The following is a 19772-nucleotide window of genomic DNA, read 5'->3' on the forward strand; positions in this document are numbered from 1 at the left end:
GACCACAAAGGCACATCCGCGCGCAACGTACACACATTTACCATAAATCAACGCTTGTGGAAGAACTTTCCAGCAAGGGGGTACGCGACGGGGGTACACGCCCCGGGGCGCGTGCCCCGGGGCGTGGTCCAGATGCGCTCAGGCGCGCTCGTGTGCCCGCGCGCCCCGCGCGATGAGCGGCAACGCCACCGCCGAGGCCCCCATGAGCACGGTGAGCACCAGCCACGGCCACACCGCCGCAGGGCCCGTGACTTCCGCGCCGTCCAGCAGCGCGCCGATCACCAGGGAACTCAACAGCACCGCGAGACCACCGAAAGAATTGAGGAACCCGAAATAGCTGCCCAGGTTCTTCTCCCCCGCCACCACGCCGACAAGGTCGCGGGACATCGGCACCGCAATCATCTGCCCCGTGTGCAGGCACACCAGCATCACCAACGCCGGCACCAGCGCCAGCACACCCTCCGGGTGGAACCACACACTGGCGACGCCGACGACCAGAAAACCCAGGGCCTGCAGGCCGAAGCCCACACACACCGACCGGGTCTTGCCCATCGCACGTGCCAGGCGCGACATCGGCATCTGCAGCGTCAAAATCAACACCGAGCTGAAAACAAACATCCAGCCCAAGGCATCCGCCGACCCCGTCGCCCGGCGCAGCTCCGTCGGCAGGGACAGATACTGCTGGTTGTAGGCCATCAGCCCCGTCGAGTACGCGATCGCAAACAGGATAAACACCTTGTTACGCAGCACCTCGCCGAAGCCCTTGAGCACACTGTCCTGATGCTCCGTGACGACCGGCGGCACCACCAGCAGGTGGGAGACAAACAACAGGGCGAAAATGCCGGCCGCCACAAAACACGTCACCGGGAAACCCTGGTCGATGAGCGCCGCACCCACCAGTGGGCCTGTGAGCGCACCCACCCGGGAGAAAAACGCGTCCATCGCGAACAATTCGCTGCGCGGCATTCCGCCGGCTTTCTCCACCTCGCGGCCCGTCGCCGCGAACGCGGCCTCCGCCGCCGGGGAGAACAACGCCGCCGCGAAACCGATGAGCACCACCGACACCATGAGCATCGGCAGCGTCGTCGACAACCCGGCGAGCACAAACCCCGCCACACGGATCGCCACGCCGACCAACAGCACCGGCTTCACGCCAAAGCGATCCGCCAAACCGCCGCCGACGAAGAACAATCCCTGCTGGGAAAACGTCCGCAGACCCAGCACGAAACCGACCATGGCGCCGGTGGCCGCCAAGGAATCGGTCATGTAATTCGCCAGGAATGGCACCACGAGATAAAAACCGACGTTGAACATCAGCTGGGTGACCAGCAGCAGCTGGATCTCCCGGGGCAGGGTGCGGAATCCCGCCACATCGTGCGTGAGCGCTGCCCACAGCCCCTGGGCGCGGCGGCGGGGCCGGGCGCGGTCCTGTGAGCGGTCGCGGGTGCAATCACCCCCGGGGTAGGCCTGGTGGTGCGGGCACGGCTGGCTAACTGCCGCCCCATTGGGGTCGCACTGCAGGCACTCCCCATCCAGGGGACGCGTGGACTCCCCCGCCGGGCACTGGGGGTGGTTGTCGTGGGTGTGCTGTGTACTCATGCGCCCAGCACCTCCACGGCGCGCAGCATCACCGCGCGCGCAGGCGACATGCCGTCACTGGGGACCAGCAGGTCCCCTGCGGGGCCGGTCTCCACCACCCGGCCGGAATCGAACAACACCCACTGCTCGCAGGTACTGCGCGCAGCCTGCAGATCATGGGTGATGAGCACCAGGGCGGCATGCTGCTCGCGGAACAACTCCAACGCCACATCTCGCGTCGCCCCATCCAGGGCACTGATCGCCTCGTCGGCGAACACCACCTCCGGGGCGCCCACGAGGGCGCGGGCAATGCCGACACGCTGACGCTGCCCGCCGGACAATTCCTGCGGGCGACGCTGCACCACATCCGCCGGCAAACCCAGCCGCGCCACCAGGTCGGAGATCTCACCTGCGGCAGCCCGGGCGGCCGCGCGGCCCTGCCGAATCACCAGCGGCTCGGCGATGATGTCACGCACCGTCATCCGCGGGTTGAGGCTGGCGTCAATATCCTGCGGGATGAAAGAGAAACTCTCCGCGGGGCGCGCCTGGCCCGCACTCGGAGCAAGCGCGCCCATGAGCAGCCGCATCGTCGTCGTTTTCCCCGCACCACTGCGGCCCACCAGCGCGAGCCGCTCGCCGGCCCGCAGGGCCAGGGTGACGTCCTCCACGCGGCCGGGCACGGTGGCGTGCTCCAGGGAGGCCACCACGCGCGGGGTCTTGGCCTGGTCGCTGGTCACTTAGGCCACCTCCTCGGCGGCTTGGGTCCGCTCGTGTTCCTCCCAGGTGCGCAGCACCGCCCGATACACGCCCGCCTGTGCGCTCGGCTCGAGGGAGATGACGTGGTCACACAGGTAGGCCATCGCGGGGACGTGGTGGGACAGGAACAACAGGGTGGAGCCTTCACTGACTGCTGCCAAGGTGTCCAGCACCTCCACGATGGCAACACTATCCAGCGCGGAGGTCACCTCGTCGGCAATGAGCATCTGCGGGTGGCTGGCCACCGCGAACGCGATGGCGGCGCGCTGCCGCTGCCCGCCGGACAGCTGCAACGGGAAACGGTGGTGCAGGTCGGTGGGCAGCCCCACCGCGCCCAACACCGCCGGGTCCCCCACGAGGGCGACCTGCTCGTCGACCCGCATCAGCGGGTTGAGGGCACCGAAAGAATCCTGGGCGATATAGCCCACCCGGGCATCCGCGCCCGCCACCGCCCCGGAGATCTCGCCGGTGACGGTGGCCTCCGGGGGCAGAAAACCCCCGATGAGGGCCGCCAGGGTGGACTTGCCGGAGCCACTCGGCCCCATGACCGCCACCCGGGCACCGACCGGAATCACCACATCATCGACGTCGATGCCCACCTCCCCAGCCCTGCTGGGATAGCGCACACGCACGTTGTTCAGTACCACGGCATCCGCCGGGGCTGCGGCCGCAGCGGCCGCCTCATTCGTGACCATTGGGGTCCGGGTCATCTTTCACACACACTTCTGTGGGTCGTTTGGCCAACAAAGGGGGAGGCCACCGCCAGGCGGGCCCCAAAACACTCGTGAGACTCGCCGAAGCAGGCACCAGGACGTGCACAGGCCTCGTCGTGACAGCGGTGCAGGTCTCCTGGCTTCAACCCCGCCCACGTCCACCAGCCCGCACCCCGGCACGCGGGGGCACAACGCCCTGACACGCTCCAGGTGTGGCACCGAAAGCTTCCTTTTCTCTCGCGCCCCACGATGCCTTCCCAGGGGTTGCTCCCCCAGTGACATCTGCTGCCCCGCGGCAACCACAGCTGTGGCACAACGCGGCCGAGGACCACATGGTCTGCCCACCCCGAGGTGGCGGTGTGTACGACACACACGGTGGTGGCAGGAGGTCCAAAGCGACCCGCAGCGCACGCGGCACCTGCGGGGCAGTGGGACGCATCAGGCGGTGCCGATGCGGTGCGCACACCACGCACAGTAACCACCCCCACGGACGTGGAGAGGAGAAGAACTGTGCAGGTGAGGCGCAGTGCTGGTGGCGGGCGGCGTCATACAGTGGCGAGGACCGCTCCCGGAGTCGCACCGGGATTCCCTAGACGCACACGCCGTCACGCAAACTCCCCCACAGCATAGTGCACGGCCCGAAACCAGCCCCCGGGTGCCCCGGGTTAGCGCACCTCGCGGTCGCGCTGCCAGGGGCGCAGATCAATGCGCATCCGCACCCGCTCACCATCACGGTCAATGTACTCGCCACCGCAGGCGGCGAACATCCGCTGCGAGGCCACATTATCCGGGTCCATCGTCGCCAACAGCTCGTCCTCCGCCACGAGCTGCGCCGCAATCGGCAACAGCAGCCGCAGCGCCGTCACGCCCACACCGCGGCCGCGGTAGTCGCGGTGCACGAAATAGCCGACGTGCCCGCCGTTGCGCTCCAAGGTGTCGGTGAGCTCGTGCCGCAACTTCAACCGTGCAACGACCTTCTTTGCCGGGGAGTCGTAGTTCTCCCAGAGGAAAAAGTTCGTCTGCGGCACATGCCCCGCCGCAAGGTCCTCCCCGCGGGCCTCAGCCTCCCACTGCGGGGCGACCCGGCCGAGAAACTCATCCAGGCCCACACCCGCCTCGGGGTGGAGGAAACCGTTTTCCTCCGCGGGCACATCCTGCAAGAAACGCCACACGCGGTGCACATCGCTCGGCGAGAATTTCACCAACGACCAAGTCGAATCAACAGCATCCATGACAACCTCCAGCGTATGGACGAAAGCGAGCACCACCATGCGGTCTGTCCGACTCACGCGCACCCACTGTGCGTGAGGAAAAAACCAGGTAGCACCCACAGTCTAGCAGCGAGTGTGAAATACGCCGCATGGGTCAGTGGCGGCGCTACCTGGGGGCAGACACGACAAAAGCCCCAGGGGTGTCCTCACGGACACAGCCCAGGGCCAGGATGCGGCACCCGCCGCAGCACCTCTTAGAGGTTCGGGAACCAGATGCCGATCTCACGCTCAGCGGACTCGGGCGAGTCGGAGCCGTGGACGACATTGTTGTTGACCTCGAGAGCGAAGTCGCCGCGGATGGTGCCCGGGGTGGCCTTCGCGACCGGGTCGGTGCCGCCGGCCAGCTGACGCCACGCCTCGATTGCACGGGGGCCTTCCACCACGCCAGCGATCAGCGGCGCGGAGGTGATGAACTCCACCAGCTCGCCGAAGAAGGGCTTGTCTGCGTGCTCCGCGTAGTGCGCCTTCGCGGTCTCCTCGGTCGCGACGCGCAGGTCGAGGGCCACCAGCTTGAGGCCCTTGCGCTCGATGCGGGAAATCACTTCGCCCACGATGCCTCGTGCGACGCCGTCCGGCTTGATCAGGATGAGAGTACGTTCAGTCATGCGGAACATCCTACAGTGTCTGTTTTCACCCGCAGCCACGTACCCCCACGGGGGTAACCACGCGCCCGTGCCGACGCCCACCCACCTGTCCGTATCGCCTCGCCACACGCACCAGGGTGCTCCACGCCTGCCGTGAGTGTTGACGATCCGCTCCTCGACTGCCGTGGGGACATCGTGCGGGGAGCCCGCAGCTGCCGTGATTGGGGGCGATGAGCGCGCCCCGCGCCACCGTTGACGTCCCCTCCGCACGACGACCACGACCCCACGCATGCGCAGTTCGACCCCACCCATGCGCCGTTTTTGTGGGTGTGGAAACTCCGCTTGACGCCGCGTGGCCGGAGATGATCCGAAACGAATGGGCTGGTTGAGGGGCTTTTTGACATACCACCCACCGACCTATGCTTCGCAGCGCATGCGGTCCCTGTGGACAACCTTCCTGGGCTTTTGCAGCTCCCCTGGTCGAGGTGCGCGCATCCGGCTTGACTAGCTGTCACCACAGCACGCCGGGGCGACACCCCGCCCCACTCGACCACCACGGAAAGGTTGGTACCCACCATGTCCACCGCCACCACCACCCGGCCCCGCGCCACTATGTCGGCGCGCACCCGCCGCGCCCACGGCCCGGCCGCCTACCGCGGTCAGAGCGCCTCGCCCGCGGGCGCGCCCTCGACGTCGTGCACCCACACCGGCAGCACCCGCGCGGTGCCCGGGATGTGGAGCCGGCTGCGGAACGCCCGCGCCGCCCACGCCGAACTCACCGCGCCGACGCCGACCCAGGTGCCCATCACCCTCGATGCGCAGCAGCGCTACGGCCTGCTGCAGGCGCTGAAGAAGACCGCCCGCCAGCGGGGACGCACCCCCGGCCGCCGGTGGGCGGGCCCCCAGGCCTGGTGGCTGCCGGCACCCGCGCAGCGGTTCCAGCGGCTGCGTTTCGCCACGAACCGCTGCCGCCACCGCGACACCTCCGGACTGGTGGCCAATGCTTTCGCCCCGCCCTATGTCTTCCCCGGCCGCGCGGAGCTCACCCCGCAGCGCCGGTTCTTTCGCTACGGCACCAGGGGGTGGGCGGGCACGTACCTGCTGAACCGGGTGCACGAGCACGCCTTCGAGCTGAACACCGAGGTATTCCTGATGGAGGTGCTCGACCACGTGACGCGCTGCGCCGAGGCCTTGAGTTTCCTGGTGCCCGGGGACGACGAAGAGCTCGAGGCCCAGATCGACGTCCTGCGCCGCATGCTGCCCCTCGACGGCGACGGCGGTGAAGAAGAGTGGGACGAAGAGGACGACTGGGGCGACCTCGCGGCGGAGGCCGACACCCACCGGGGCACAGAGGACGCGGCCGGCTGGGTCACCGACTGGGCGGCCACCGTCTACGGCGACGGGCGCGCACCGCTCCTCGACGAGGACGATGAGGACTGGGATGAAGACGACGAGGATTGGGAGGAGGAGTTCGACGAGGAGCTGGAGGACGACGATGACGATACGGTCTCGGACGCCGCGTTCGCCCTGGTGCTGCAGCGCGTCCTCGCCGAAACGCGCCTCAACTCCCTCCGCCTGAGCCGACAGCTGCGCCCCGTCCTCGGGGACCGCGCCAAGGTCTTCGCGCGGCGCCAGCTCCTGGAGCCGTGCCCCTGCCCGCAGCACACCCTGCAGGCGCTGACGCACACGCCGGAGGACTACTACAGCTGGAGGTTCCTGCTCAACGCCCTCGGGTTCGACGCGACCCGCCGCGCACACGCGAGGATCCGATGACCGCCCGGCACCTCACTCCCGGGTTCCCCGGGGAATGCGAACGCCCGCCCCGGCATCGCCGCGTGCTGCGGTGGGTGGGGCGGGCGTGGGACACGCTCGTCGGCGGCTTCCGGATGCTGCGCGATCCGGGGCTGGGGCCGCTAGGTGTGCTGGGTCGTCAGCAGGCCCCGCTTCATGCGGGCAATGAGGTTGCTGCGCAGGTACAGGATGAACGCCCACACAGCGATGAAGACCAGCACCATGATCACCATGGAGTAGTGCACGAAGAACGCGCCGACAAGAGCCACGACCTGCAGGGCGATGTTCACCACCAGGTTGACGCGGGTGCGCTGGAAGAAGGCCCACACGAACATGACTACACCGATGGCGGTGACGAACAGCCAGTTCGCGGGCGTCCAGTACGCGCCGCTATCCAGGCGCCCAATGACGGTGAGCACCAGCAGCAACGAGATGGATTCCATCACGAGCGTGCCGGCCATGACGCCATTGAGGCCCTTGAGCGGATCCTTCGCCGGGGCATGTCCCGGGCCCAGCGGCCCATACTCGACGTCGCCAGCAGCAGGCGTGGGGGGCGTGGTGTCACTCATGCGGGGTCCTTTCCAAACAGGGTGCGGGCCTCGCCCGCAGTGACGACGGAGCCGGTGACAATCACACCGGAGCCGGAGACCTGGCCGCCGGGCTCGTCGGATTCCTCCGCGAGTTCCACGGCCAGCGCCACCGCACCCGTCAACGTGTCGGCGACGTGCACGCGCTCCTCGCCGAAGATTTCTCGCGCCATCTCCGCGAGCTCCTCGGCGGGCAGTGCCCGCGGGGAGGAGTTTTCCGTGATGACGACCTCGGTGAGGACTGGCTCCAGGGCGTCGAGGATGCCGCGGGCATCCTTGTCGCCAAGGACGGCGACGACGCCGATAAGGCGACGGAAGTCGAAGTCCCGATCAAGGGCCTTCGCCAAGGCCTTCGCCCCATGCGGGTTGTGCGTCGCATCGACGAAGACCGTCGGGGTGGCGCGGACTCGCTCCAGGCGGCCGGGGCTCTCGACTGCGGCGAAGCCTTCCCGCACGCGGTCGTGGTCGAGCAGGCGGCCGGGGCCGGCGCCGAAGAACGCCTCCACCGCGGCCAGCGCGCACGCGGCATTCGCCGCCTGGTGCTCGCCCGCCAACGGCAGGAAGATGTCTTCGTACTCCCCGCCCAGGCCCTTAAGGCTGATGCGCTGCCCGCCGACGGCGAGAGAGGAATCAATGACGCCGAACTCCTGACCAAAGCGAGCCACCGCCGCATCGGCCTCCACGGCGCGCTCCAGGATGACCTTCATGGCGGCCGGTTCCTGCGCGCCCACAATGGCCACATTGTCCGGCGGGGTGAGCAGGTCACCCATGTCCCAGCGGGGTTTGATGATGCCGGCCTTTTCGGCGGCGATCTCCTCGATCGTCTCCCCCAGGTAGTCCTGGTGATCCAGGCCCACCGGGGTGATGACAGCGACGTCGGAACGCACCACGTTGGTGGCATCCCAGCGCCCGCCGAGGCCGACCTCCACGACGGCCACATCGACCGGGGCGTCGGCGAAGGCGGCGAACGCCATCGCGGTGAGTACCTCGAACTTGCTCATCCGCGGGCCGCCGGCGGCCTCACTGCGGGCGTCGACCATCTCCACATAGGGCTGGATTTCCCGCCACGTGCGGACATAGTCCTTCGGCGACAGCGGCACCCCATCGATCGCGATGCGCTCGGTGACGAGCTGCAGGTGCGGGCTCGTCGTCCGCCCCGTCCGGCGGGCAAACGCCCGCACGAGCGACTCAATCATGCGCACCGTCGACGTCTTGCCGTTCGTGCCCGCCACGTGAATCGTCGGGTACGCCAGCTGCGGGGAGCCGAGGATATCCATCAGCTCCTCCATGCGGGACAGGGAGGGGTCGATGGTGACCTCCGACCAGCGGGAATCCAACTCGGCTTCCACCTGGGCCAGCGCCGCCAAGTCCTCAGCGGACACCGGCTCTTGGCTGCTTTCCTCCGCAGCAGCACCGATCGGCAAGGTCAGCCCCTGGTCGTCGACCCGGAGCTCACCCGTGAGCGGGGTATCGTCCTCCTCACCGTCCTCGTCGTGCTCAAAGTCCGAAAACCCCAGGCCCGCGGCCGCGAGAGCGGCTTCGACGGCGTTGCCGTCGCGCGGGATGTGGGCGTCCGGAATACCGGCGGCGGCCGCCAGCTGCTGGATGGCCTCCAGCTGATCCGGGGCGATCTCCTCCGAATCGGCCTCGGAAGGATCGGTGAAGTCCGCGGCGCGGTCGAGGTCAGCGGCCTCGTCATGAGGGTCGTGAGAGGTAGGCATGGTGGTGGGGTAAGCAGTCCTCAAATAAGAAAAAAGTCGGTGCAACGTCACTGCGGCACCGTGTGAACAGCACGTCGCCGGGTCACGCTCACAGGATAGTCGCCCACGCGGAACGCGGGCGTCGAGCTACAGGCACGACAGCTGCACAAACGCGTGGGGCCGGGGCGGGGTTGTTGTCTCACCCACCCCGGCCCCACGGCGCACAGAGGTTGTGTTACAGCTCGGCGAGGCGGGCGCTGATGCGAGCCACCTCTTCCTCAGCGATGGTGCGGCGGGCGCGGATCTTCTCCACGACGGCCTCCGGGGCCTTGGCGATGAAGGACTCGTTGGAGAGCTTCTTGCCGGTGGTCTCCAGCTCCTTGTTCGCGACAGCGAGGTCCTTTTCCAAGCGCTTGCGCTCCGCCTCCTTGTCGACGGTGCCGGAGGTATCCAGCGCGACCGTGATGGTCGCCTGGCTGAGACGAATCTCCAGCTCGGCGGAAGCCGCGAAGTCCTCTGCCGGGGCGTCGACGCGCGCCATGGAGCGCACCGCGTCCCCTTGGCCGGCGAGGTCGGCGGCGGCGAAGTCGATGGCGGCCGGCACCCGCTGAGAGGGCTTGACACCCTGATCGGAGCGGAAGCGACGCAGCTCCGTGATGAGCTTCTCCTGGTCGGCGATGCGGCGGCGGGCCACCTCGTCGGTGGCGACGCCACCGTTGGTGTCCTCTGCCGTCGGCCACGGGGCGATGCACAGCGACTCGCCGCCGGTCAGAGCCTTCCACAGGGCTTCGGTGACGAACGGCATCGTCGGGTGCAGCAGGCGCAGCACCACGTCGAGGCAGCGGCCCAAGACCACCTTGGTGTTCTCCCCTGCCGGGCTGGTGCCCTCCCGGGGGATCTGGGACTTGGCGATCTCCAGGTACCAGTCGCACAGCTCGCCCCAGGCGAACTGGTACAGGGCCTCGTTGGCCTTGGCGAACTGGTAGTTCTCCAGGTAGTCGTCGACCTGGGCGCGCACCTCTTCCAGGCGGTCGAGGATCCACCGGTCCGCATCGCTGAGCGCTGCGCGCTCCGGCAGGCTATCCACCCGCGCGCCGTTCATCAGGGCGAACTTGGTGGCGTTGAACAGCTTGGTGGCGAAGTTACGGGAGGACTGGGCGGAATCCTCGCCGACGGGCAGGTCCACGCCCGGGTTCGCGCCACGCGCCAGAGTGAAGCGCAGCGCGTCGGCACCGTAGCGTTCCACCCAGTCCATGGGGTCGATGCCGTTGCCGAGGGACTTGCTCATCTTGCGGCCGTGCTCGTCGCGCACCAGGCCGTGGAGGTACAGGTCCTTGAAGGGCACCTGGGGGCGGCCGTCGCGGCCCTCACCCAGGTTGCTGCCCGGCAGGGAGGCGGCGAAGGTGCCGAACATCATCATGCGGGCCACCCAGAAGAACAGGATGTCGTAGGCGGTGACCAGCACGCTGGTGGGATAGAACTTCTTAAGGTCCGCGGTGGCGTCCGGCCAGCCCATCGTGGAAAACGGCCACAGCGCGGAGCTGAACCAGGTGTCGAGAACGTCCTCGTCCTGCACGTAGCCTGCCGGCGGCTCCTCGTCGGGGCCGACGCAGACGATCTCGCCGTCGGGACCGTAGAAGATCGGGATGCGGTGGCCCCACCACAGCTGGCGCGAAATCGTCCAGTCGTGCATGTCGTCGACCCAGTCGAAGTAGCGCGGCTCCAGGGAGGTCGGGTGCACCTTCGTGTCGCCCTCGCGGATGGCGTCGCCGGCCATCTTGGCCAGTTCATCCACCTTGACGAACCACTGCAGGGACAGGCGCGGCTCGATCGGCTCGCCGGAACGCTCCGAGTGGCCGACGGAGTGGACGTAGGGGCGCTTCTCTGCGACGATGCGGCACTGCTCGGCAAGGGCCTCGCGGATCTTCACGCGCGCCTCGAAGCGGTCCATGCCATCAAACTGGGTGCCGGTGCCGCTGATGTGGCCGGTCTCGTCCATGATGGTCGGCATGTCGAGGTTGTGGCGCTTGCCGAGGGCGTAGTCGTTCGGGTCGTGGGCCGGGGTGATCTTCACCGCGCCGGTGCCGAACTCGGGGTCGACGTAGTCGTCGGCGACGACGATCATCTTGCGGTCCGGCAGGAAGGGGTGGTCCAAGGTGGTGCCCACCAGGCCCGTGTAGCGCTCGTCCTCGGGGTGGACGGCGACGGCAACGTCGCCGAGCATGGTCTCCACGCGGGTGGTGGCGACGATGACGTGCGGTTCGTCGTCGTTGAGGGAGCCGTAGCGGATGGACACGAGCTCACCCTCGACGTCCTTGTAGACAACCTCAATGTCACTCACGGCGGTCGTCAGTGCCGGCGACCAGTTCACCAGGCGGTTCGCCCGGTAGATCATGCCGCGGTCGTAGAGCTCCTTGAAGATGGTCTGCACCGCGCGGGACAGGCCCTCGTCCATGGTGAAGCGCTCGCGGGACCAGTCGACGGAGTCGCCGATGGCGCGCATCTGGTTGCCGATACGGCCGCCGAAGTCGCGCTTCCACTCCCACACCCGCTCGATGAATTCTTCGCGGCTGTAATCGAAGCGGTCCTTGCCCTCAGTTTCCTTGAGCTTGGCCTCCACCTTCGTCTGGGTGGCGATGCCGGCGTGGTCCATGCCGGGCAGCCACAGCACCTCGAAGCCCTGCATGCGCTTGCGGCGGGCGATGCTGTCCATCAAGGTGTGATCGAGCGCGTGGCCCATGTGCAGCTGGCCGGTGACGTTCGGCGGCGGCAGCACGATGGAGAACGCAGGCTTGTCACTCGCAGCATCGGCGGTGAAGTAGCCCGCCTCCACCCAGGCGTTGTACATGTCCGCCTCCACGGCGGAAGGATCCCAGGACTTCGGCAGGGATTGTGCTCGATCATCGGCGTTAGACATGGCAGTCATCTTAGCGGCTTGGCCCACCGCCTCCCCTACCGGCCGCAATACCCCGCGCCCGCGGGCGGGGTTCGCGACGGCCATCTCCCCCACGGCCGCCGGCGATGGTCACTTCAGCAACCGGACCCGGCGCCCCACCCGTGGGGCGGACGCCGAGTGTGCAGCATGTGTGTTTCGACACACCGCGACTCCAGTGCGAGAGCCAGCGCGACTGCATTTTTTGGCGGCGCCGCGGCCATCACTGAAGCAGCGCTTCATACCCCTTAGCGCTGGTACAGCCCGTGTTAGGCGGGCACATGGGCGCCATGAGCCGGGCGGGTGAGTCACCCGTGCAAGTTATACGGGGCGCGACATGGAACGCTTGAACAAGATTCAAAAAATCGAGACGCGGCGGCCTTCGCGTCGTAAACTCCCGAGTCATGTCCAACGCTGTAGCTCACCCCACTGACGACAACGCGCAGCGCCACCAGTCACTCGACCACCGCTTCTTCGGCCACCCCATGGGCCTGGCGAACATCTTCGGCGTCGAAATCTGGGAACGCTTCTCGTTCTACGGCCTGCAGGCCGTCCTCATCTTCTACTTGTACTTCAAGGCCACTGAGGGCGGCCTCGGCATCGACCAGAATGTCGCCACCGCCATCATGGGTGCCTACGGCGGCCTCGTCTACCTGGCCGCCATCGGCGGCGGCTGGGTCGCCGACCGCATCCTCGGCGCGGAGAAAACCCTGTTCTTCTCCGCCATTGGCGTCATGTGCGGCCACCTCTGCCTGTCCGCCCTGCCGGGCATTGCGGGCATGACCGTCGGCCTTACCCTCATCGCCCTCGGCTCCGGTGGCGTGAAGACGACGGCGTCGACCGTGGTGGGCAGCCTTTACCCGCGGACCGACTCCCGCCGCGACGGCGGGTTCTCCATCTTCTACATGGGCATCAACATCGGCGCCCTCTTCGGCCCGCTGCTCACCGGCTGGGTGCGCTCCCAGTACGGCTTCCACCCCGCGTTCCTCGTCGCCGCCGGCGGCATGGCGCTCGGCGCCGGGCAGTACATCATCCTGCGCAAGCGCACCATCGACGTGGACAAGTTCCACCCCACCAGCCCCCTGCCGCGCAGCGCCTACCCCCGGCTCGCAGGTGGCCTGGTCGCCTGCGCCCTGATCATCTGGGGCCTGTTCGCCACCGGCATCCTCACCGTCGGCCGCCTGTCCGACGCGGTGTCGATCGTCTCCCTCGTCGCGGCCGTCGTCATGTGGCTGCAGATGTACCGCTCCTCGCAGGTCAGCGACGTCGAACGCCACCGCCTGCGCGGGTACGTGCCGATGTTCCTCTCCACGGTCGCGTTCACCGCCCTGTTCCAGCAGCAGTTCACCGTGCTGGCGATCTACACCGACGAGCGCCTCAACCGCACCATGTTCGGGCACACCATCACCCCGGAGTGGATGAACTCCATCAACCCGATCTTCATCATCATCTTCGCGGGCGTGTTCGCCTCCATGTGGACCCGCATGGGATCCCGCCAACCGTCCACCCCGATGAAGTTCGGCCTGGGCCTCATCATCATCGGCATCGCCCCGCTGGTGTTCCTGCCCTTCGCGGGCGGCGGCCCGAACTCCACCCCCTTCATGGTCATCGTGCTCATCCTGTTCATCTTCACCATGGCGGAGCTGCTCATCGCCCCGATCGGTTTCTCCCTGGCCACGAAGCTGGCCCCGGAGGCGTTCCCCACCCGCATGATGAGTCTGCACTTCCTGTCCTGGGCGATCGGCACCGCCCTGGCCGGCACCTTCGCCGGCTTCTACCACCCGGACATCCCCAGCGACGAGCGCCTGTTCCACATCATCACCGCCGCGGTCATGATTGGCCTGGGCGTGCTGCTGTTGTCCATGCGCAAGCCGATTGAGCGCGCCTTCGAAGGCGTCGCCTAGGCACCCCACCACCGCGTTCGCCACCCGCCATCCCGGGCGGACACGCGCCCGGCACACAGCTCCGAACGCGTGGGTTTATCTCCCCCGCCCCGCCGCACCTCACTGCACACCACCTCCCCTCCCGGCAGGTGGCCTGAGGTCGGCGGGGCGTCGGCGTCTGGAGGGGACGACACGATCGCGGGGATACCCCGCCAGCCCGCGTTGGGCTGCCTGCACGCACAACAGCCGGGCCGCAGCCCCCACAGGTGGTGTGTGGGTGCGGCCCGGCTGTTGGCCCCCGGTGAGAAGGGGGTGTGCGCGGTGGACGCGGGTCGGCTTAGATGAGGCCGGCGGCCTTCACAGCGTCGCGCTCTTCTTCCAGCTCGCGGATGTTGGTCGCGATGCGCTCCTTCTGGAAGTCGTTGAGCTCGAGGCCCTGAACAATCTCCCACTTGCCGTCGCGGGCGATGGTCGGCAGGCCGAAGATGAGGCCCTCCGGCACACCGTAGGAACCGTCGGAGGACACGGCGGCGGAGCACCAGTTGTCGTTGCCCTGGACCCAGTCACGCATGTGATCGACCGCGGAGGAGGCGGCGGATGCCGCGGATGACTTGCCGCGGACCTCGATGATCTCGGCACCGCGCTTGGCCACCCGCGGGATGAACTCGTTGAGGTACCACTCGCGGTCCACCAGGTCGGAGACCTTCTCGCCATCGATGGTGGCCCAGGTGATGTCCGGGAACTGGGTGGCGGAGTGGTTGCCCCACACGGCGACATTACGGAAGTCAGCGGAGGGCTTGCCCAGCTTGGTGCCCAGCTGGGAGATGGCACGGTTGTGGTCGAGGCGCATCATGGCGGTGAAACGCTCCGCCGGGATGTCCTGCGCGTGCGCCTTGGTGATCAGGGCGTTGGTGTTGGCCGGGTTGCCCACCACGAGGACACGGATGTCATCGGCGGCGTGGTCGTTGAGGGCCTTGCCCTGGGGGCCGAAGATCTTGCCGTTGGCGGCCAGCAGCGCGGAGCGCTCCTCGCCGGCACCACGCGGCTTCGCGCCGACGAGGAAGGCGGCGTTGGCACCGTCGAAGGCCTCTTCCGCCTTGTCGGTGACGCGGATGTTACGGACCAGCGGGAACGCAGAGTCCAGCAGCTCCATGGCCACGCCCTCCGTCGCGCCGAGCGCCGGGGTGATCTCCAACAGGTTCAGCTCGATGGGGGTGTCCTTGCCGTACACGTCGCCGTTGGCGATGCGCCACAGCAGCGAGTAGGAAATCTGGCCGGCAGCGCCGGTCACGGCAATCTTCTTGGTTTCCGTCATGGTTTCTCCGTTACACGTCGAAGGCAGCACCCGCGCCAGCCGCACCCGGATTCTTTGTTTTTCAGGTGCGTCGACGCGGTGACCGCCGGGGGTCCCCGTTGTCAAGGGGATTCACAGTCGCAAGGTGCCTCCACCGCCACGCGCTGCGTGGGCCGTGGGAGTCACACGGCGGGCGAAAAGCCACACCACGGACACATCGAACTGCATCATGCACCTGCGACAGCGTGGGTCACTTTTCTTGCACCCAGCCTAGCGGGACAACACTGCCGCCCGTACTGTCGAGTGGCTCACATGCGCAGAGCCGCATTCCCTCCGCCGGGCTGGAGACGTCACCAATCCCACACTCGGCGGGCTCGCGTTCTGCGATTAGGGCACCCGCCCGCCCCGTGCGCGCAGGACCACCCCCACGAGGTGCCCCCAGATACGGCCCCGCGAGTGAATGGGACGCGAAAACCATGCCCGCCCACTTCCGCGTCGACTGTGGCGAATATCTCGCACACGTCGGCAGAAGCGCAGGATAACGCGCGGTGGACCCGCGGAACTACCCCCGAATAGGGCCACGGCGATGCAGCGCGGCGCGAATTCGTGCAGCATAGTAGCCAGGTTGTACGGACTGTCACCTCCATCAGGGTGTGCGCGGCCACCCGGCTACCCCCGCCCCGCGCGGGGATTCCCAGGTCACCCACACGCCCTCACCCCACCGGGTGGGGACACGGCCGGACCCCACCCGGGGCTCAGGCGGGTCAAAGAAGTGATAAAACACATGAGTGCGTTTGTCACTTCCCCCACGCATGACGACACACCACCATGCGGGTGGGGCGTGGCCGTCCACACAAGACTTCATGCACGCGATCCTTCCACGACGCCACCCCAGATGATGAGGTGCTGTCCAGTCGCGGTGTGACTGACTTCAATTCCATACTGCTTTTTTCTTTTCTTTCCCCACCCCGTCTCACATCGCCGCGCAAGCACGCGATGCACGGCGGGGCGGGCAGTGCCGAGCCTGCACACCACGTGCACGTCGTGGCCGCGGCACGAGTTGTTCATCAAACGCCTCGGTGTCGCCGCGTGTGTGGTCGGGTGGCACAGACACTCCCCGGACCCCCGGGGTACCTCCAGGCTTCCTCCGCGCGTCACGGGTGCCGCGCCGGACGCAGCCTGCGCAGGGCGGTACCGCCAGGTGCGCGCACCACGACGTTGTTGTTTCTTACAAGATTCTCCACCCACATTTTTGAAGGGATGAGGTTTGCCGCCTATGTCGACTGAGCAAGACCTTGAGCACGGCACTGTCACGGTGGACAGGGTCGTTTCCATCGCCCTGGAGTGCTTCGCCAAGCACGGCTTCGACGACACGCGTCTCGAATCCATCGCGCAGCGCTCCGGCATGTCCAAGCGCATGATCCATTACCACTTTGGTGACAAGCGCGGCCTGTACGTCCGCACCCTGCAGCTGGCGATTAGCCGCCTGCGCCCCGACGCCCAGGACATGGCCCTCGAATCGACCGTCCCGGTGGAGGCCATGGCGCAGATCGTCGACGCGATCTACGACCGCATGTCCCAGGAGGAAAGCTCGGTCCGGCTCGTCACCATGGAGAACCTCTTCGGGCAGGCGGACATGCTGCGCGGCGCGCCGCTCGCCGACCAGTCCTCCATCGTGCTGCAGATGGAACGCATCCTGATGATGGGCCAGGATGCGGGTGCCTTCCGCCCGGGCATCGCCGCTGTCGACGTGTACGGCATCGTCGCATCCCTGTGCATGTTCCGGGTGACGAACCGCGCGACGTTCGCCAACCTCTACGGCACCGACATGGCCGACGACGACAACGTCGACGGCATGCGCCGCCTCGTCCGTGATGCCGTGCTGGCGTTCCTGACGTCCAACATGCGCAACACCGGCGGCATGAGCTACCTGGTGGGCACCTTCGGGCAGACCGACGGTGGCGCCCAGTCCATCTACGAATAACCCCCACCGTCACGTGCACCCCGGCGCACCCATCGGCCGGACGCACCCACCCCACGCCCCGCACTCCTCCCCCGCGCGCACGCGCCCCCGGGGAGGACTGCGGGGCTGTTGTGTAAAGCCGCCGACGCGCCACCGCCCCAGCCCGAGCGACACACGCACAGGGAGGCCCAAGGCTTGAGCCTCCCACGACCGCTGGCGCACCCGCACGTGCGCACTGCGCGCCTTGCGACAGGGTCGGCGCGCGGCCCACAGCCACGCCGCGCGCACAGGCCACCACCACAGCGCCAGCAAGGCCCCACAGCGCGGGTAGGCACGTCGACTAGCCACGGTCGTGGCATGGCGCCCGAGCCTTCACACCCCACCACGCACAGACGCCCACACCTCCCCGAAAACAATCGAGGACGTGTGGGCGTCTGTACGGCGCTGGTTCGCGGCTGTTAGGCCGACTTCACGTGGCGGCCGGGGGAATCGATGAGGTTCTCCACGACAGTGACCTCCTCCTCGCCGGCCACGAAACCGGGGGTGACGATCACGCGGGCGACCTCACGGTCCGGCAGATCAAACATGAGCGGCGTGAGCAGCTCCTCCAGAATGGAGCGCAAACCACGGGCACCCGTCTTACGGGCCAGGGCCTTCTCCGCGATGGCGGTGAGTGCCTCATCTTCGAAGACGAGCTCCGTGCCGTCCATGGCAAACAGGGCGCAGTACTGGCGCACGAGCGAATTCTTCGGCTCGGTCAGCACCTTGACCAAGGACTCCGCGTCCAAGTTCGACACCGTCGCCGTGACGGGAAGACGACCAATGAACTCCGGGATCAGCCCGAACTTCACCAGGTCCTCCGGCTGCACCTGGGAGTAGATATCCAGCTCGCTGAGATCCGCCTTGGAGCGCATCTCCGTACCGAAGCCCAAGGACGATGCCCCGAGGCGGGTTTCGACGACCTTCTCAATCCCGGAGAAGGCACCGGCAACAATGAACAGGATGTTGGAGGTGTCCAGGTTGATGTACTCCTGGTTGGGGTGCTTACGCCCACCGGACGGCGGCACCGCCGCCACCGTGCCCTCCAGGATCTTCAGCAGCGCCTGCTGCACGCCCTCACCGGACACATCCCGGGTGATGGAGGGGTTCTCGCTGCGGCGGGCGATCTTATCGACCTCGTCGATGTAGACGATGCCGCGCTGCGCGCGCTCCACATCCATGTCGGCAGCCTGCAGCAAACGCAGCAGAATGTTCTCCACATCCTCGCCGACATAGCCGGCCTCCGTCAGGGAAGTCGCATCAGCAATGCAGAACGGCACGTCGAGCATCTTCGCCAACGTCTGCGCCAGATACGTCTTGCCCGAACCCGTCGGCCCCAGCAGCAAAATGTTGGACTTCGCGAGCTCCACCTCCCCCTCGCTCGCCCCACGGGACGAGGACGCCAGCTCCTGGTTCCGCAACCGCTTGTAGTGGTTGTACACCGCCACCGCCAGGGTGCGCTTCGCCTGATCCTGGCCGATGACGTAGCCGTCGAGAAACTCAGCGATCTCCTTCGGCTTCGGCAGGCGGGGGCCTTCCGCGCGGGCCTGGGCGTCCGCCTTGGCGAACTCTTCCTCAATGATCTCGTTGCACAGCTCAATGCACTCGTTGCAGATGTACACGCCGCCGCCGGCGATCAGCTTGCGGACGAGCTTTTGGCTCTTGCCGCAAAACGAGCACTTGATGAGGTCCGAAGCTTCAGACATGGATGGCTTTACCAGTTCCTTTAAAGGTGGGTGAACCCCACGCCACACCGCCGGCTGACAGGGCCGGCAAGCACCCGCACGAGGTGGTGTGCGTGGACGGTCGGGCTGGGCTGTACCGCACCACTTTAGCCGCACCGGGTGGGACACCCGGTGCAGGAAACACCCCACCATGCCCGCGTAACCGCCGCAGCGGCGGTGTCAGCGGGCACCAGTGGGGTGCGACGCGGCACGTCACGATCAAGGCGGTGGTGCGGCGCCCACAGATGAACTGTGAGACGTGACGTGCGCGGAAGGTGAGGTGACGCGGTTAGCGCTGCGCAGACAGCTTCCGGTACTCGAAGACCTGATCAATGATGCCGTAGTCCTTCGCCTCAGCGGCGGTGAGGATCTTGTCACGGTCGGTATCGATACGGATCTGCTCCGGGGTCTTGCCGGTGTGGTGCGCCAGCGTGGTCTCCATGAGGGTACGCATGCGCTCAATCTCCTTGGCCTGGATCTCCAGGTCGGACACCTGGCCCTGCACACCACCGGTGGCGGGCTGGTGAATAAGCACGCGGGCGTTCGGCAGGGCGGCACGCTTACCGGGGGTGCCGGCAGCCAGCAGCACCGCCGCAGCGGACGCCGCCTGGCCAAGGCACACGGTCTGCACATCGCAGCGCACGTACTGCATGGTGTCGTAAATCGCCATCAGCGAGGTGAAGGAACCGCCGGGGCTGTTGATGTACATCGTGATGTCCCGGTCGGGGTCCTGGCCCTCGAGGACGAGCAGCTGCGCCATGATGTCGTTCGCCGAAGCGTCGTCGACCTGGGTGCCGAGGAAGATGATGCGCTCCTCGAACAGCTTGTTGTAGGGGTTGGACTCCTTCGCACCGAAGGTGGACTGCTCCACGAAGGAGGGGAGGATGTACCGCGACGTCGGCATCGAGGACTGGTTCATGGTGAGATCTCCTAAAGCGAATGATGAGGGGTGAGCGA

14 protein-coding genes are annotated in these 19772 nt (G+C 67.2%); 3 read left to right on the forward strand and 11 right to left on the reverse strand.

Features of this window, described 5'->3' with window-relative positions:
- Window positions 1-138: 138 nt before the first annotated feature.
- The 5 genes from C1Y63_RS04580 to ndk form a co-directional block, all read right to left on the reverse strand.
- Entirely contained in the window at window positions 139-1599 is a 1461-nt protein-coding gene (locus C1Y63_RS04580; protein WP_255414042.1) for an MFS transporter, read from the reverse strand.
- Window positions 1596-2315, reverse strand: a complete 720-nt coding sequence (locus C1Y63_RS04585) for an ATP-binding cassette domain-containing protein (RefSeq protein ID WP_106015293.1) — start codon at window positions 2313-2315, stop codon at window positions 1596-1598. Before C1Y63_RS04585 ends, C1Y63_RS04580 begins: the two co-directional genes overlap by 4 nt.
- Window positions 2316-3044, reverse strand: coding sequence for an ATP-binding cassette domain-containing protein (locus C1Y63_RS04590; RefSeq protein WP_106015294.1), 729 nt, complete (start codon window positions 3042-3044; stop codon window positions 2316-2318).
- 668 nt (window positions 3045-3712) lie between these two features.
- On the reverse strand, window positions 3713-4336 hold the full coding sequence (locus tag C1Y63_RS04595) for a GNAT family N-acetyltransferase (RefSeq protein ID WP_146128862.1): 624 nt from the start codon (window positions 4334-4336) through the stop codon (window positions 3713-3715).
- A 176-nt stretch (window positions 4337-4512) separates the two neighbouring features.
- Window positions 4513-4923, reverse strand: a complete 411-nt coding sequence (gene ndk, locus C1Y63_RS04600) for a nucleoside-diphosphate kinase (RefSeq protein WP_106015296.1) — start codon at window positions 4921-4923, stop codon at window positions 4513-4515.
- Window positions 4924-5478: 555 nt separating this feature from the next.
- On the opposite strand from ndk, the gene C1Y63_RS04605 reads away from it, so the two are divergent.
- A complete protein-coding gene (locus C1Y63_RS04605; RefSeq protein WP_106015297.1) occupies window positions 5479-6675 on the forward strand; it encodes a hypothetical protein in 1197 nt (398 codons plus the stop codon).
- 140 nt (window positions 6676-6815) lie between these two features.
- On the opposite strand, the gene C1Y63_RS04610 is transcribed toward C1Y63_RS04605, so the two are convergent.
- The 3 genes from C1Y63_RS04610 to C1Y63_RS04620 form a co-directional block, all read right to left on the reverse strand.
- Entirely contained in the window at window positions 6816-7262 is a 447-nt protein-coding gene (locus C1Y63_RS04610) for a DUF4233 domain-containing protein (protein ID WP_106015298.1), read from the reverse strand.
- Entirely contained in the window at window positions 7259-9001 is a 1743-nt protein-coding gene (locus C1Y63_RS04615) for a folylpolyglutamate synthase/dihydrofolate synthase family protein (protein WP_106015299.1), read from the reverse strand. Before C1Y63_RS04615 ends, C1Y63_RS04610 begins: the two co-directional genes overlap by 4 nt.
- 214 nt (window positions 9002-9215) lie before the next feature.
- On the reverse strand, window positions 9216-11906 hold the full coding sequence (locus tag C1Y63_RS04620) for a valine--tRNA ligase (protein ID WP_106015300.1): 2691 nt from the start codon (window positions 11904-11906) through the stop codon (window positions 9216-9218).
- 410 nt (window positions 11907-12316) lie between these two features.
- On the opposite strand from C1Y63_RS04620, the gene C1Y63_RS04625 reads away from it, so the two are divergent.
- A complete protein-coding gene (locus C1Y63_RS04625) occupies window positions 12317-13816 on the forward strand; it encodes a peptide MFS transporter (RefSeq protein WP_106015301.1) in 1500 nt (499 codons plus the stop codon).
- 316 nt (window positions 13817-14132) lie between these two features.
- Here the strand turns inward: C1Y63_RS04625 and C1Y63_RS04630 are convergent, their stop codons facing one another.
- Window positions 14133-15110, reverse strand: a complete 978-nt coding sequence (locus tag C1Y63_RS04630) for a malate dehydrogenase (protein WP_106015302.1) — start codon at window positions 15108-15110, stop codon at window positions 14133-14135.
- 1255 nt (window positions 15111-16365) lie between these two features.
- On the opposite strand from C1Y63_RS04630, the gene C1Y63_RS04635 reads away from it, so the two are divergent.
- Window positions 16366-17073, forward strand: coding sequence for a TetR family transcriptional regulator (locus C1Y63_RS04635; RefSeq protein WP_106015303.1), 708 nt, complete (start codon window positions 16366-16368; stop codon window positions 17071-17073).
- A 437-nt stretch (window positions 17074-17510) separates the two neighbouring features.
- On the opposite strand, the gene clpX is transcribed toward C1Y63_RS04635, so the two are convergent.
- A complete protein-coding gene (gene clpX, locus C1Y63_RS04640) occupies window positions 17511-18797 on the reverse strand; it encodes an ATP-dependent Clp protease ATP-binding subunit ClpX (RefSeq protein ID WP_106015304.1) in 1287 nt (428 codons plus the stop codon).
- Between the two features lie 307 nt (window positions 18798-19104).
- The gene (locus C1Y63_RS04645) at window positions 19105-19734 is read right to left on the reverse strand and encodes an ATP-dependent Clp protease proteolytic subunit (RefSeq protein WP_106015305.1); all 630 of its coding nucleotides are present in this window, start codon (window positions 19732-19734) and stop codon (window positions 19105-19107) included.
- Window positions 19735-19772 lie beyond the last annotated feature (38 nt).

Source organism: Corynebacterium sp. 13CS0277, from assembly GCF_002994655.1.
Taxonomy (GTDB): domain Bacteria; phylum Actinomycetota; class Actinomycetes; order Mycobacteriales; family Mycobacteriaceae; genus Corynebacterium.

What these genes read in the sequence shown, in the direction of transcription:
- ndk (WP_106015296.1), bottom strand. Translation starts at nt 4,923, where the DNA reads ATGACTGAACGTACTCTCATCCTGATCAAGCCGGACGGCGTCGCACGA.
- C1Y63_RS04635 (WP_106015303.1), top strand. Translation starts at nt 16,366, where the DNA reads ATGTCGACTGAGCAAGACCTTGAGCACGGCACTGTCACGGTGGACAGG.
- C1Y63_RS04615 (WP_106015299.1), bottom strand. Translation starts at nt 9,001, where the DNA reads ATGCCTACCTCTCACGACCCTCATGACGAGGCCGCTGACCTCGACCGC.
- C1Y63_RS04610 (WP_106015298.1), bottom strand. Translation starts at nt 7,262, where the DNA reads ATGAGTGACACCACGCCCCCCACGCCTGCTGCTGGCGACGTCGAGTAT.
- C1Y63_RS04580 (WP_255414042.1), bottom strand. Translation starts at nt 1,599, where the DNA reads ATGAGTACACAGCACACCCACGACAACCACCCCCAGTGCCCGGCGGGG.
- clpX (WP_106015304.1), bottom strand. Translation starts at nt 18,797, where the DNA reads ATGTCTGAAGCTTCGGACCTCATCAAGTGCTCGTTTTGCGGCAAGAGC.
- C1Y63_RS04630 (WP_106015302.1), bottom strand. Translation starts at nt 15,110, where the DNA reads ATGACGGAAACCAAGAAGATTGCCGTGACCGGCGCTGCCGGCCAGATT.
- C1Y63_RS04645 (WP_106015305.1), bottom strand. Translation starts at nt 19,734, where the DNA reads ATGAACCAGTCCTCGATGCCGACGTCGCGGTACATCCTCCCCTCCTTC.
- C1Y63_RS04590 (WP_106015294.1), bottom strand. Translation starts at nt 3,044, where the DNA reads ATGACCCGGACCCCAATGGTCACGAATGAGGCGGCCGCTGCGGCCGCA.
- C1Y63_RS04620 (WP_106015300.1), bottom strand. Translation starts at nt 11,906, where the DNA reads ATGACTGCCATGTCTAACGCCGATGATCGAGCACAATCCCTGCCGAAG.
- C1Y63_RS04625 (WP_106015301.1), top strand. Translation starts at nt 12,317, where the DNA reads ATGTCCAACGCTGTAGCTCACCCCACTGACGACAACGCGCAGCGCCAC.
- C1Y63_RS04605 (WP_106015297.1), top strand. Translation starts at nt 5,479, where the DNA reads ATGTCCACCGCCACCACCACCCGGCCCCGCGCCACTATGTCGGCGCGC.